The 13,628-nt window shown below is 69.5% G+C and carries 11 protein-coding genes and 1 pseudogene; 8 read left to right on the forward strand and 4 right to left on the reverse strand.

The window, feature by feature from the left end:
• Window positions 1-44: 44 nt before the first annotated feature.
• Window positions 45-758 (reverse strand): histone-like nucleoid-structuring protein Lsr2, encoded by a 714-nt coding sequence (locus OG844_RS43270; protein WP_406387761.1) that lies wholly within the window; start codon window positions 756-758, stop codon window positions 45-47.
• A 236-nt stretch (window positions 759-994) separates the two neighbouring features.
• Complete coding sequence (locus tag OG844_RS43275) at window positions 995-3,559, reverse strand: polysaccharide lyase family 8 super-sandwich domain-containing protein (RefSeq protein WP_406387760.1); 2,565 nt, start codon at window positions 3,557-3,559, stop codon at window positions 995-997.
• Between the two features lie 372 nt (window positions 3,560-3,931).
• Here OG844_RS43275 and OG844_RS43280 point away from each other — a divergent pair, with 372 nt between their 5' ends.
• From OG844_RS43280 to OG844_RS43295, 4 genes are all read left to right on the forward strand, one after another.
• On the forward strand, window positions 3,932-4,759 hold the full coding sequence (locus tag OG844_RS43280; RefSeq protein ID WP_406387759.1) for an inositol monophosphatase family protein: 828 nt from the start codon (window positions 3,932-3,934) through the stop codon (window positions 4,757-4,759).
• 251 nt (window positions 4,760-5,010) lie between these two features.
• Entirely contained in the window at window positions 5,011-5,604 is a 594-nt protein-coding gene (locus OG844_RS43285; protein WP_406387758.1) for a DinB family protein, read from the forward strand.
• A 462-nt stretch (window positions 5,605-6,066) separates the two neighbouring features.
• The gene (locus OG844_RS43290; protein WP_406395970.1) at window positions 6,067-6,777 is read left to right on the forward strand and encodes an NPP1 family protein; all 711 of its coding nucleotides are present in this window, start codon (window positions 6,067-6,069) and stop codon (window positions 6,775-6,777) included.
• A gap of 256 nt (window positions 6,778-7,033) precedes the next feature.
• The gene (locus OG844_RS43295) at window positions 7,034-8,716 is read left to right on the forward strand and encodes a cellulase family glycosylhydrolase (protein ID WP_406387757.1); all 1,683 of its coding nucleotides are present in this window, start codon (window positions 7,034-7,036) and stop codon (window positions 8,714-8,716) included.
• Between the two features lie 132 nt (window positions 8,717-8,848).
• On the opposite strand, the pseudogene OG844_RS43300 reads toward OG844_RS43295, so the two are convergent.
• Window positions 8,849-9,603 (reverse strand): annotated as a pseudogene (locus OG844_RS43300) (aminoglycoside phosphotransferase family protein).
• Window positions 9,597-9,797, reverse strand: a complete 201-nt coding sequence (locus tag OG844_RS43305; RefSeq protein WP_406395915.1) for a hypothetical protein — start codon at window positions 9,795-9,797, stop codon at window positions 9,597-9,599. Before OG844_RS43305 ends, OG844_RS43300 begins: the two are co-directional and overlap by 7 nt.
• 206 nt (window positions 9,798-10,003) lie before the next feature.
• Between OG844_RS43305 and OG844_RS43310 the strand changes: the two genes are divergently transcribed.
• From OG844_RS43310 to OG844_RS43325, 4 genes are all read left to right on the forward strand, one after another.
• Entirely contained in the window at window positions 10,004-10,633 is a 630-nt protein-coding gene (locus OG844_RS43310; RefSeq protein WP_406387755.1) for an alpha-ketoglutarate-dependent dioxygenase AlkB, read from the forward strand.
• Between the two features lie 123 nt (window positions 10,634-10,756).
• Window positions 10,757-11,626: an alpha/beta hydrolase family protein gene (locus OG844_RS43315; protein ID WP_406387753.1), complete on the forward strand. Its 870-nt coding sequence runs from the start codon at window positions 10,757-10,759 to the stop codon at window positions 11,624-11,626.
• Between the two features lie 106 nt (window positions 11,627-11,732).
• Entirely contained in the window at window positions 11,733-12,833 is a 1,101-nt protein-coding gene (locus OG844_RS43320) for a M20 family metallopeptidase (protein ID WP_406387751.1), read from the forward strand.
• Window positions 12,834-13,166: 333 nt separating this feature from the next.
• Window positions 13,167-13,502, forward strand: a complete 336-nt coding sequence (locus OG844_RS43325; RefSeq protein ID WP_406387750.1) for a hypothetical protein — start codon at window positions 13,167-13,169, stop codon at window positions 13,500-13,502.
• Window positions 13,503-13,628: the final 126 nt, after the last annotated feature.

Here is a 13,628-nt window from a genome sequence, read left to right on the forward strand (position 1 = left end):
CTCGGCCACGTGCCCTGCTCCGTGCCGTGATGAGCTCGGTGTGATTACCTCCGTGACATCTCGTAAGCCTCGCGAATCTCCGCAGGGATCCGACCACGATCATTTACGAGATAGCCGTTCGTGCGTGCCCAGAGACGTATCGGCTCGTCTTTCGGCCGGGGAGCGGGCCCGCCAGATCCAGCCGGACCGGCGGGGCCTCTCCAGTCCCCCGAGGCGACTCCTTCCAGCCGGTCCGCCACCTCTTGGAAGAAGGCGAACAACGAGGCAAAGGCACCTTCCTCAGGACCGCGCGCCTCAGCCCACGTTCCGACGGTTCCGTTGCGGGTGTCCAGAAACGTCCCGTAGAGGCCGTCGCGTTCCGCGGCGATCGGGACCCACTCACGGCGCCAGAACGAGCAGTCGGGGTCTGGGGACGGCTGCGTCTCCTCCAAGGCCATCCGGCTGAGGTAGACGCCCTCAATGTCCGCCAGGCCGAGAAGGAGATGGTCGCCGGGGATGGCTGCCTCGCACCCGAGTGCCACCAGACTTGATCGTCCATCGGATTGCCTGCCGGCATCGATGTCGGTCGCCAGGAGCCACTCCCGCATCTCCCTCGGCAGTGTCAGACCCATGCGCAGTTCGGCATCGCCGATGGCCGCCTGGTTCCCCGGGCCGCAGAGGGCAGCGAAACCCCCGGGGTCGTTCCGCTCGAGCCACGCGGTTACCCGGCCCCACGCTTCTCGTACGTCTCCCGCCTCGTACATCGGCGTCTCACTCACGTGCGGTCTCCATCCCAGCGGGGTGCACAGATGCGCGGAGCCCGCCCCACCGGGCCGCCGGCGCTTGGGGAGCGCTGCCCGGGCACCCGGACTGTGAGTTTGTCCATGTGAGGAAGCGACACCGCTGATCATCCATGGGAGAACCGTATGCGGGACCACTGACAGCGAGTGAACCGGAACGCGTAGCCGCAGACCAGCACGGTGCAAGGGGGCCGCCGAAGCCCCCGCCGGCGCCGTCAGCGCCGGCCCAGTGTGGCGGTGAAGCTGCGGCCATGGGCGTGATGGGTCGTGACGTCGAGGCGAGTGCCACCGAGGAAGCGGCGGACGCGGACGCCGTCATCGGCCGAAAGGGCCCGCAAGGCCGGTCCGTGGACCGTGACCGAGACCGTGCTCCGCTGAGTCGTGGGATCGGACACCGCGATCGAGCACGTGCCGTCGGGAGCCCGGCGAAGCATCACAGACGCCGGGCCGTCGATGGTGAGGCGCTCGGCGCGGTGCCTGCCGGGGGCGAAGGAGTTGGCGGCGACCAACCCCAGGCGAGTGTGCGTGACGGCCTGCAGGCGGACGGTGTTGGCCAGTACGGAGAGCGGGCCGTGGGCGTAGGCGGCCAACTGCCGGGTCGAGGCGTTCGGGACGAGGACGTGCGCCATCGCGGCCGGCCGCTCCTCGGCGGCCTGCTCGTACGAGAGCGTGAAGACCTGCTTGGTGACGGGGGTGTCGGGATTGGTCAGTCGCACGAGACGCCGGCTGCGGGTGACTGTGTCGAGTGCGACAGCCGGTCGCGGACCGGACAGGAAGACGTACCCGATCGCCGTCCCCTGTTCGGCATCGGCATAACGCAGCCAGGCCAGTGGCGCGGTCCCGGTGCCCTGCCAGGGCGTCCCGTCACGGAGGCTCCCGGTGAGGGTGACGGGTGCGGAGGGAGCGGCGATACGGCTGTCGACGGTGGTGGTCACCGCGCGGTCCTCGAGTCCGGTCACTCCTGCGGCGAGGACGACTATCTCGTCGTCGAGCATGAACCACGACTTGGTGGCACGGGCCCCCTGGTAGGCGACGAAGTCGTCGGGGAGTTCACCGGCCTGCTGGGCGGTGTAGGCCGCATCGTCGGACTGGACGAGACCGGCCACACCGTAGGGGCCCAGACGGGCGCCGCCGGAGAAGGCGTTGCCGCCGCGCGGGAAGTAGACGTAGGCGTTCTGCGACTCGGACGATGCCGTGAACCCGCGCTCGGGGTTGTCGTACCAGAGCGTGCCGTAGAGCTCGGGAACGGTGCGGCGCGTCTCCACAGGCGCGGTGACGCCCGCCAGGCGGTACGGGGAGACGGCCGTGAAGTAGTCGATGCCGAACGACTGCCGTTGGTCCTGACCGGAGAGGTAGAGGTAGTGCGCGCCGTCGCCCTGGAACCACGGCATCAGGTTCTCGCCGCTCATGTACTCGTACTTGCTGATGCGCGCGGAACTGCGGGTCAGGGCGAACGCGTAGCCGGACCGCCGGTGGACAGTCCTGTCCATCGCGTCGAACGCGGTGTGCGAGGCGGCTGGACCCAGATCCCTCGCGGGCGACGATGACTTCAGGATGTCGGCGTGGCGGGCGATGCTGACGGGGGAGACGAAGGAGGCCGGGTCGAGGCCGGCCTTCGAGGTCTGCCCGACGTACTTGACGTAGCCCTCGAGCGCCTCGGTGTCACTGCCGGTGGTGTACGAGGCGAGGTCGACGACGGCTTCCACGACGGCGGCGACGTCCGCGTACCCCGTGCCGGTCCGTGAGACCGCGCGGCCCTTGACGATCTCCATCATCCAGCCTTCGAAGATCAGAGGGGCGAAGGCTTCGGTCACCCAGCCCTGCACGACACCGACGAGGCTGTCGCCGGGCACATAGCCGGTTCCGTCGAGGATCTTTATCGTCTGGACGATGCGGGTGAGCAGGCCCTTTCCGTAGGAGCCCGTGTACGCGACGGAGCCGTGCTGGACGAAGGAACCGTCGGCGTAGAAACCGTCGGTGACGCCGTGCTGCGGGTTGTACGGGTCGATCGTCGCGAAGACGGTCAGCTGGTCGGCGATGGCCTTCCCTGTGCGGACCTCGTCGCCGAGGACGGCACCCTGGAGGATCCGGTTCGTCGTGATGTCGGCGAGATTGGCGCCGGTGTGGAAGCGCGAGTCCAGATCGACGTCGCCGCCCTTGCCGTTGCGGAGGTAGGCGTCCATGGAGGCCACGTAGGTCGCGGCGAGCTGGGGCCGGTACACCGCGAGCTCGTCCCTCAGGAGGACGAGGGTCTTGCTGACGTAGGCGGAGATTCCGATCTCCCAGTGGAACCAGTTGCCGTAGTAGCCCTTCGACTGATCGCCGTAGTAGGCGTCGTGGAGGTGGACCAGAGCGTCGATGACCCGTCGCCGGACCGCGCTGTTGTCGCGGAGCTCCGAGGCGCCGGTACCCGGCAGAGCGGTGGCGAGGGCGATTTCGTACAGGTACTGGAAGGACAGGCTCAGGTTGGGGTCGCTGGTGCCGAGCGGTACGCCCGCGAAGAGCTCGCCCTGTCCGGCGCTGTCCATCGCGGCGAGCCTGGTGCGAGCTGTCGTCTGCAGGGCAGTGAGTTTCGGTGCGACCTCGGGGCGGGCGTTGACTTCGGTGGTGCCGGCGAAGATCGCAACGGTGTTACGGACCAGAGCGTCATGGTCGGCCACTGTGCGGCCGGACGCGTCCGGCTCGCGCCGGACCGCCGCTCGGGCTTGAAGCGTCTGTGCCACGGCCAGCAGGGCCACCGCCGGGATCATGGACAGCACGGAACGACGCGAGAACTCCACCTGAACGCTCCAAAGTCCGGCCGGAAAGCGCTTGTCCTCAGCCAAGCAACGGGTTCTCACCCATGTCAACGGGCCGGATGGACGGTTCGCCGGGGGAGTCGTGCTGTCGCGTCGGCGCGGGCCGGAGGTATGGGCGGAAACCCGCCGATCGTCGGCCACCGGCACCCCCGCCCCCATCGGCCGGCCCGTCGCCGGGCGCGGAACGCCCCGCGTCGGCCGGAGCGACCCGGTGCTCCGCACGCCCCGCAGGAGCCGGCCCGTCACGGTGCGTGAACCGGACCTCACCCGTTCCGCAACTCGTCCGCGCGGGAGAGCCTTTGCCGAGCCCGGCGAAATCCGCCGCGCCGACATGGCCGTGGTTACCCTGGCCACATGCTGATCATGAACACGGAAGATGATGCGCAACTGGCTCTGGCGGCAGCACGGGCAGGAGCGGCCGTGGTCAGCGACATGTACGGGGAATCCCTGGAGCGGTTCGCGAAGTCCGACGGCGACTTCGCGACAGGCGCCGACCTCGCGGCGGAAAACGCGATCCTCGGCATCCTGAGAACCGCCCGACCCCATGACGCCGTGACCGGAGAGGAGAGCGGACACAGCGGCGCAGACGGAGCGGAGCGCAGATGGCTCGTCGACCCGTTGTGCGGGACGCTGAACTACGCCGTACACACCATGCTGGCCTCGGTGAACGTGGCCCTGCGGGTGGGGCCCGACATCACCGTGTCCGCGGCAGCCGACCCGTTCAGCGGTGAGGTCTTCTGGACCGACGGCAGGCGCGCCCGTCTCCGAAAGGGCGAGGTGGACGAAGAACTCGCACCCTCGGCAGCGTCCCGGCTGGTCGACGTCAATCTCGACCCGCCCTTCCCCAACGCACCGGACTTCCGGGCAGCACTCCTCCTCGCCGCCCCAGGGTTCACAGACCACTTCCGGCCACGCGTCGTCTCCACGACCCTGGCCGTGGCCTGGGTCGCCGCCGGCCGAAGAGCCGCCTACGTCACCGACGGCGACCTGCGCGACTCCGTGCATTTCGCCGCCGGGATCGCCCTGTGCGAAGCGGCCGGGTGCGTGGTGACCGGCATTCACGGCCAACCGCTGCACACCGGCGCAGGTGGACTGATCGCGGCGGCCGACCAGCGGACCCACACCACGTTGCTGGAAATGGTCCGGAACCAGGCTGCGGCTTCCCCGACCGCTGCGGGCTGATGCTTCGGCTGCCGCCGTCAAGAACCGGTGTCATCCACGGAACGCGGCGGTAGCGGCGCCGACATGGGCGACCTGGGAGGGAACGGGTCAGCCGGGAGTCGTGACCTGCCCCGTTCCGGTGCCCTTCTGTCCCGTGACGTCAGGCCGGACCGACCTCCCAACCTTTCGAAGGTGTCAGCGGCCGAGCGGATCGCTCTTCGGCAGGAGCCTTCGGCGGCCCGATGTCAGAGGCGGACGGAAGACTCCCCGACATGATCGAATCAGAGTCGAAGGTGGACCTGCTCCACTACTTGCAAGCCGCCCGTGATGCCCTGCTGTGGAAGCTCGACGGTCTCTCCGAGTACGACATCCGTCGTCCGCTGACGCCGACCGGCACGAACCTCCTGGGCCTGGTCAAGCACCTCACCGGCGTGGAACTGGGCTACTTCGGGGACACGTTCGGGCGCCCGTTCTTCGATGAGCCGCCGTCCTGGTACGGAGAGGACGCCGAACCGGGCGCGGACATGTGGGCCACCCCGGACGAGTCGCGCGACATGGTCGTGGGGCTGTACCGCCGGGCCTGGGAGCACGCGGACACCACGATCGCCACGCTCGGTCTCGATGCTGTCGGCCGCGTCCCGTGGTGGCCGGAGGAGCGAAGCGGCGTGACGCTGCACCACGTGCTGGTACGCGTGCTCGGCGACACCCAGCGGCACGCCGGGCACGCCGATATCGTCAGGGAACTCATCGACGGGGCCGTCGGGATGGCGAAGGGGAACGACAGCATGCCGCCCGGCGATCAGTCCTCGTGGGAGAGCTACCGCGGCCGGCTGGAGCGTGCCGCGCAGGACGCCGGTCGCGGCTGATCCCTCCGCCGATGCCGGGGCGGGCGCGTCCGCGTCGACGTGTGGGGGAGTCGCTCGGACCGGTACGGCCCCGCTCGTGTCCAGGCGGACGCCGCGGGGCCCGTGCGAACCCCGCGCTCTCCCGCCGGCCCCGCGTGCGGCCGGCTTCCCGGACTTCCCTACGTGGCATGGGCGAGGCCGGGACCGCCACGATCGCCCTGGCCCGCCACGGCCTCCGGTTTCAGGAGCGCGGTGGGATCCGCCTGCCGCCCGACGGGCCGGCTCGCTCCTCGCGTGTTGGCTGAGCCTTCATCACCTCGACATCAGGTGGTGCTCGGTCCGTGTGCCGAGGGATTCAGCATGGTTGCGATGGGCATGTCAATCGTAGCCGCGTGACCCCCGACACGCGTCGACCAGGAGGCAGCAGTGAAGAGCAGAGCACGAGTCCGCAGGGTGTCGCTCGTCGTGGGCAGCGCCCTGGTAATGGTCATCGCGTCCTCCGGCAGCGCGTACGCCGCCCCGCCCGGCGCTCTGCCGCTCAACGCCGATGGAATGGAGCAGTCGTTCCAGCCCGCCTACGACTACGACACGGACGGCTGCTACCCCACTCCGGCCATCGGGCCGGACGGTGCCATAGCCCCTGGTCTCAACACCACCGGGGCCGTCAACGGAAGTTGCCGTGACGCCTCGGACCTGGACAACACCAACGGGTACGCCCGCTACAAGTGCAACAACGGCTGGTGCGCGATCATCTACGGGCTCTACTTCGAGAAGGACCAGGCCGTGGCCGGCAGCGGGCTCGGCGGGCACCGGCACGACTGGGAGCATGTCGTGGTGTGGGTGCAGAACAACGAGGCCCGCTACGTATCCACGTCCGCTCACGGCGACTTCGACGTCTACAACCGCGATCAGATCCGGTGGGACGGAACGCATCCCAAGATCGTGTACCACAAGGACGGGTTGAGCACCCACTGCTTCCGCCCCGCGAATTCCAACGACGAGCCGCCCGAGAACCACTATCACGGATGGCAGTTCCCCAAACTCGTCGGCTGGAACGGCTACCCGGCGGGTCTGCGGGACAAGCTGACACAGGCCAACTTCGGAAGTGCCGTCTTCGGCCTCAAGGACGGCAATTTCAACCCTCACCTCGAGAAGGCCAAGCCGGCCGGCATCCCGTTCGACCCGAACGCCTGACGAGCCGCTCGGTGCCGGGAGGCGGGCGTGCGGCCGGGAAACCCGCACGCCCGCCTCCCGGCCCTGCGGCCCGGCAGGTTTTGCCGGGTGATGTCCGCGTAATCCGATTCGCGTGCACCGGATTCGCTGCTGCGCGACGGTCGTTCACATGTCGGAGCGTGCGCGATGTCTTGACGTGCCCCTGGCGTGATGGCTTTATGGGAGCGCTCCCACCTTCCCGGTTGATGTTTTTTGGCGCTCATCCTCTGGAGTCGTAATGAGAACAACTGGACGTATGAAACGTAAGAGCCCGGTCACCGTCGTCCTGACCGCTCTGGCCGCCTTACTCGGACTCGTCGTTGTCGGGACCCCGGGCCCGGCCGCCGCCCAGGCCCGGGTGCAGGCCCACGAAGCCGGCGCGCTCGCCACGGGCCTCCATGTCAGTGACGGCCGCCTGCTCGAGGCCAACGGCAACGACTTCGTCATGCGCGGCGTCAATCACGCCCACACCTGGTACCCCGGCGAGACGCAGTCGCTGGCCGACATCAAGGCCACGGGCGCCAACACGGTCCGCGTGGTTCTCTCCGACGGACACCGCTGGAGCAAGAACAGCCCCGCGGACGTGGCGAGCATCGTCGACCGGTGCAAGGCGAACCGTCTCATCTGTGTGCTCGAGGTGCACGACACCACCGGCTACGGCGAGGACGCGGCGGCCGGAACGCTCGACCACGCCGCTGACTACTGGCTCGGCCTGCAGAGCGTACTCACCGGTGAAGAGAACTACGTCATCATCAACATCGGCAACGAGCCCTGGGGCAACACCAATCCCGCGGGCTGGACCGATCCCACCATCTCCGCCGTCAAGAAGCTGCGCAACGCGGGGTTCGAGCACACGATCATGGTGGACGCGCCGAACTGGGGCCAGGACTGGCAGGGCGTCATGCGTGCCAACGCCCAGACCGTCTACGACGCCGACCCCACCGGCAACCTGATCTTCTCGATCCACATGTACAGCGTCTACAACACCGCCGACAAGGTCACCGACTACCTGGACGCGTTCGTGGACGCCGGCCTGCCGATCCTGATCGGCGAGTTCGGGGGCCCCGCCGACCAGTACGGCGACCCGGACGAGAACACCATGATGGCCACCGCCCAACAGCTCAAGCTCGGCTACCTGGCCTGGTCCTGGAGCGGTAACACCGACCCGATCCTCGACCTGACGATCGACTTCGACCCCACCCGGCTCAGCTCCTGGGGCGAGCGCATCTTCAACGGCGTCAACGGCATCGCCCAGACGTCCCGGGAAGCCACCGTCTTCGGCGGCGGCGAACCGGGCGACACCGAGGCCCCCGGAGCCCCCGGCACCCCGACCGCTTCGGCCGTGACGGCCACCTCCGCCACCCTCCGCTGGACCGCCGCCACCGACAACGTCGGCGTCGCCGGCTACGACGTCGTCCGCGTCAGCAGCGGATCCGAGACCACGGTTGCCGCCTCCTCCACCAACAGCGCCACGGTGAGCGGCCTCACCGCAGAGACGTCGTACACCTTCGCCGTCTACGCCCGCGACGCGGCCGGGAACCGCTCGGCCCGCTCGGCGACGGTGGCTGTCGTCACCGACGAGGGCACCGGCACACCCGGAGCGGCCTGCTCCGTCGGCTACCGAGTGGTCGGTGACTGGCCCGGCGGCTTCCAGGGCGAGATCATCATCCGTAACACCGCCACCACCGCGATCAACGGCTGGACACTGGCCTTCTCCTTTGCCGACGGCCAGACCGTGAGCCACGCCTGGGGCGGATCCTTCACGCAGAACGGCGGCGCGGTGAGTGTGGTCCCCGCCTCGTACACCTCCGTCATACCCGCCGGCGGTTCGGTCACCGTCGGCTTCAACGGCACCCGGGGAGGGACCAACACGGCCGCGACCGGGTTCACCCTGAGCGGGACCGCCTGCGCCACCGCTTGATCAGGAGTCCTGACCAACGGCTGACCGGCGTGGGGCACCCTGCTCACGCCGGTCGGTACGCCGTGGCGGGTGAGGCCGCGGACACACCGTCCTGCGGGCCGTCGCGAGGTTCTGCCCCGGGACGCCCTCACCTCAGCCGGGCGAGGGGCCCTGTCCGCTCTCCGTGAGCAGTTTCGCCAGGTGGTCGGCGAATTCGGTGAGCCGGTCCGGTCGAGATCCGGTGCGGGCCCTGCGGAATCCGTGGCGCCGACCCCAGAACGCGGCCTGGACGGCATGAAACTGAGCCCATCGCCGGACGCGTACGCGATCGAGCTCCGCTGCCTCGGCGAAGGCGTCCAGAGCGCGGTGGACGGCCCGGCCCAGGTCGTCCGCTCCGAGCATCGTCAGTGCGCGCGATTTGAGCAGCGTGCCGCCGTCGTAAGCGGGGTCTCCCGCGTACCCCTTCGGATCGACCGCCAGCCACGGCTCACGATCGGCGCGAGGATGTTTCCGCCGTGCAGGTCGCCGTGGACGAGAGTGTCGGACTGGACCCGGCCCAGCTCCCGTACGGTCGCCACCGCCGCGTCGACCACGTAGGGCGACAGCGCGTGCGTCAGCTCCTCGGCATCCCTGCGCAGATGCTCCTCCCAGGATTCGGCCTGCTCCCGCAGCCGCGGCAGGCCGGGCGGCGCGGGGACCGCCAGCCGGCGGTTGATCCTTCCGGCGACCGTCACCACCTCGTCGTCGTCCCCGACCTCCGCAAGTGTCGACGCCCTGACCCGCTCCAGCAGCATGGCGAAGGACTCGTCGTGGCGCTCGTGCAGCAGTACGGCTCCGCGCCCGCCCCACGCCGCGAACGCGTCCGGCTCGTGGACGTTGCCGGGGTGGGGGAAGGACACCTTCAGCACGGCGGTCCCGCCGTCCCGCCGCCGTACGGAACGATGATCCCGACGCCCCCGTGCATCACTACGCCGTCCGGCACGCAGTCCCAGCGTGCCAGCGACTCGTCGACGACGGTGGGCAGGACGGCGAGCCAGGCCGCCCCGGCTTCTCCCTCGCGCGCGATGGTGCTCCGCGAGAACGCCTCTGGTGTCCCGATCATCCAGGCACACTACGCGCCCGGCCGGCACTCGGATCCGGTACGCCCGGACGGCCGGTGCTCCTGCTGGGAGGACGGGACGCCTTCGATGTCGTCCCTCTGCCGGGGTGGCGTGCCGCGGCTGCGATGTGGCCGAGGCCGTCCGGGCGGCAGATGCGTAAGGCCGACCCTAATGGTTCACGTGTTCGAATGCGGGGTACTCTGGAGGCATGGCGGCGCACCAGGTCCAGGGGTCCCTGTTCGATCAAAGCGAGGACGTGCTCCTACGTCCGCTGGACGGGCTGCGCAGGACCGGACTCGGCGACGGCGCCTGGATCGACCTGCTGCCCGGCTGGCTGACCGGCGCCGACGTCCTGTTCGAACAGCTGGCCACGGATGTGCCCTGGAAGGCCGAGCGGCGGCAGATGTACGAGCGGCTCGTCGCCGTCCCTCGCCTGCTCGCCTTCTACCGCTCCGGCGAACCGCTGCCGCACCCCGTGCTCGACGAAGCACGCCAGGCTCTGTCCACGCACTACGCCGCCGAACTCGGTGAACCCTTCACGACAGCCGGCCTGTGCCACTACCGCGACGGCCGCGACAGTGTGGCCTGGCACGGCGACCGCATCGGCCGGGGGGCGAGCGAGGACACGATGGTCGCCATCCTGTCCGTGGGAGCGCCCCGCGACCTGCTGCTGCGCCCGTGCCGCGGCGGTGCTGTCGTCCGGCGCCCCCTCGGGCACGGCGATCTGATCGTGATGGGCGGTTCCTGTCAGCGGACCTGGGAGCACTCCGTCCCCAAAACCGCGCGAGCCGCGGGAGGACGTATCAGCATCCAGTTCCGGCCCCGCGGGGTGCAGTGAACGGGAAGGCGCCGGGCCCCGGCGGACACACCGGCGGCCGGACACAAGAGCTGCTCCCCAACTCGCCCCCGCTGAAGGGGCAAGGCGTTCCAGCAGGGGCGGTTGCCTCCCTACGATGTGGTCATGACGATCTCCGGGCAGGAACAGCCGCTGATACGTGTCCTGCACGACGAAAGCCGCCCTGATCTGATGGACCCGCAACGTCCGCGGCCGATCCGGCTCTATCTGTGGGAACCGTCGCCCCCGCCGGCCGCACCTGCTCCGCTGATAGTCGTCTCGCACGGCACCGGCGGTTCAGGAAGCGACATGGAGTGGTTGGTGAGCCCGTTGCGCGAAGCAGGGTTCCGGGTGGCCGCCCTTGATCACCACGGAAACAACTTCGTCGACGGCTACGAGCCGGAGGGCTTCCTCCACGTATGGGAGCGGCCCCGGGATGTCTCGTTCGCCCTCGACGCACTCGCCCGCGAACAACCTCTGGGTCAGGTCGGCGCGGCGGGCTTCTCTCTCGGTGCCTACACGGCGGCGGCGCTCGCCGGGGCCCGCGTCGATCCGCAGATCCTGTGGGCCGTGCTGACGGGGGCAGCGCCCCTGCCGGAGGTTCCTGAATTCCCCGGGGTCCTGGAGGCACTGAGGAAGAAGCACCCCGAGGCCGAGACGGCGAAGCGCGTTCTGCACGGCGCCGGAGCGGATCTTTCCGACTCCCGGGTGCGGGCGGTCTTCCAAGTGGCCCCCGGAATCGGCAGCCTGGTGACTCCGGAGAGCCTGGCGACCGTGCGCGTACCGGTGGAGATCCGCTGGGCCGGGGCCGACACGATCGCCCCGTACGAGGAGGACACCAGGCCGTATCTGGAGCACATCCCGACGGCCGGCGGCCGTTCGGTGGGCCCCGACGTCCGCCACGACGACTTCTTCGCCCCGGAACCCTCCGACCCTGCGGCCCGCGTCACTGTCGGCCGGGAAGCGGCCGCCTTCTTCCTGCAGCACATGAGCTGACCTCGCGAAACCGAGGCCGCCACCACCGCCCGACGCACGTCCTGCTGACGGGCAGCCACCACCACCCCGGCCAGGTCGGCAGCTGTCTCGCCGGTAGCCTTGCGAAATGACCATGCACAAGACCGTCGGCGCGAGCGTCGACGCGATGATCGAGGACCTCAGGACACTCGTGGAGATCGAGTCTCCGTCGCGCGATGTCGACGCCCTGCGGGACTCGGCCAAAGCTGTCGCCGCCGTCCTCGAGAGCCGCCTCGGCGGACATGCCGTCCTGGTCGAGAGCACAGCGGGTCCCCACGTCCACTGGTCGGCCGGTGGCGATCCGAAGGTCCTGATCCTGGGTCACCACGACACGGTGTTTCCGCTCGGCACCCTTGAGCGCCGCCCGTTCATGGTCCAGGGCGGCCGTGCGACCGGGCCCGGGGTCTTTGACATGCTGGGCGGTCTGGTGCAGGCCGTCCACGGCGTGGCGACGCTCGACGACCGGTCAGGCATCGAGATCCTCGTGACCGCCGACGAAGAGGTCGGCTCGCGCTCCTCCCGAGCCCTCATCGAGGAACGAGCCCTCGCGTGCGGCGCTGTACTCGTGGTCGAAGGCGCCGCCGACGGGGGAGGCCTGAAGACGGGACGCAAGGGCTGCGGCACCTTCCAGGTCTCTGTGAGGGGCCGGGCGTCGCACGCGGGCCTTGAGCCCGCAACCGGAGTCAACGCCCTGATCGAGGCGGCACATCAGGTGCTGGACATCGCAGCGCTGAGCCGACCCGACATCGGGACGACAGTCACCCCGACCGTTGCCTCCGCAGGAACCCTGGACAACGTCGTTCCCGCAGAGGCGACCGTCATCGTCGACGTGCGGGTCGAGTCGGCGGACGAGAAGGAACGAATCGAGTCCGCGTTCACGGCACTGTCTGCCCATCTCGACGAGGCGGAGATCTCGGTCCAGGGAGCTGTCGGCCGTCCCCCGATGCCCGAATCGACATCGACCGAACTCTTTGCGGTGGCGCAGCGGCTCCTTCCCGGCATCGAAGGCAAGTCGGTCGGCGGCGGAAGCGACGGCAACTTCACCGCCGCACTGGGGGTACGGACCCTCGATGGCCTCGGTGCGGTCGGGGGTGGCGCCCACGCGGACCACGAGTATCTGGTGATCGACGCCATGACGGAGCGGGCGAACCTCATTGCCGGACTGGTGAACGCGATTCAGAACGAGTAGGAGAACAGGGCGGGGGAGGGACCGACGACCGGCGAACGATTCCACGGACCGCCTGCCGTGCCAGAGGCCCCGGTGCCGGCGAGCCCCGGCTCGCCGGCATCGAGCACGGCTGGAACGCTTCCCCGACCGCGAGTTCGCGTGCGACGAGATCCGGTCCGTTCGGCATCCGGCCCGTCGTCGGCTCGTCCTGAGGGCTTGCCGGCCCAGTTCGTCCACGGCTGCCGGACGGCGGCAAAGACCGCGAAATCGCTACGGAGCGGGGTCCTCGTTCCTATGATCGATTCTGGCTCCCGGACGCCCGGGAGGTCGACAGGAGGAGGGGCCGTGTCGGAGATGTCGAGACGCAAGCTGCTGGGGTACTCGGGGACTGCCGCGGCGGGGGCCGTGTTCGCGTCCACCGCGACGGCCGAGGCCGCGGAGACGGACGAGGCGCCGGCGACGGTCGAGTTCACGGACGGAACCGAGTTCCGGGCGGACGCGAGCATGGCCGAGAGCGACCTGAGGATGGACATGAGCTTCAAGGTGCGCGTCGACAAGCCGAACGGCTATCCGTCCGCGCAGGACATCACGCCCCTGGAGGTGGCCCAAGCGCTGTCCGCGCTTGCCCAGTCCAAGGGCTGGCCGCCGCTCACCTTCTACGGTACGCCGCCTCCCGTAGCGCTGAACTGACGCTGCGGGACGCCGGGCTGTTCACGAGGGGTACGGCCGACTCCCGGCGTCGCGTCCGAGCCCGGAGGACCGGTGCCGGCCCGGGGGCCCGCTTTCGCCGGATGGTCATCGCGAAGGCTGGAAGCT

It is taken from the genome of Streptomyces sp. NBC_00887 (genome assembly GCF_045207585.1).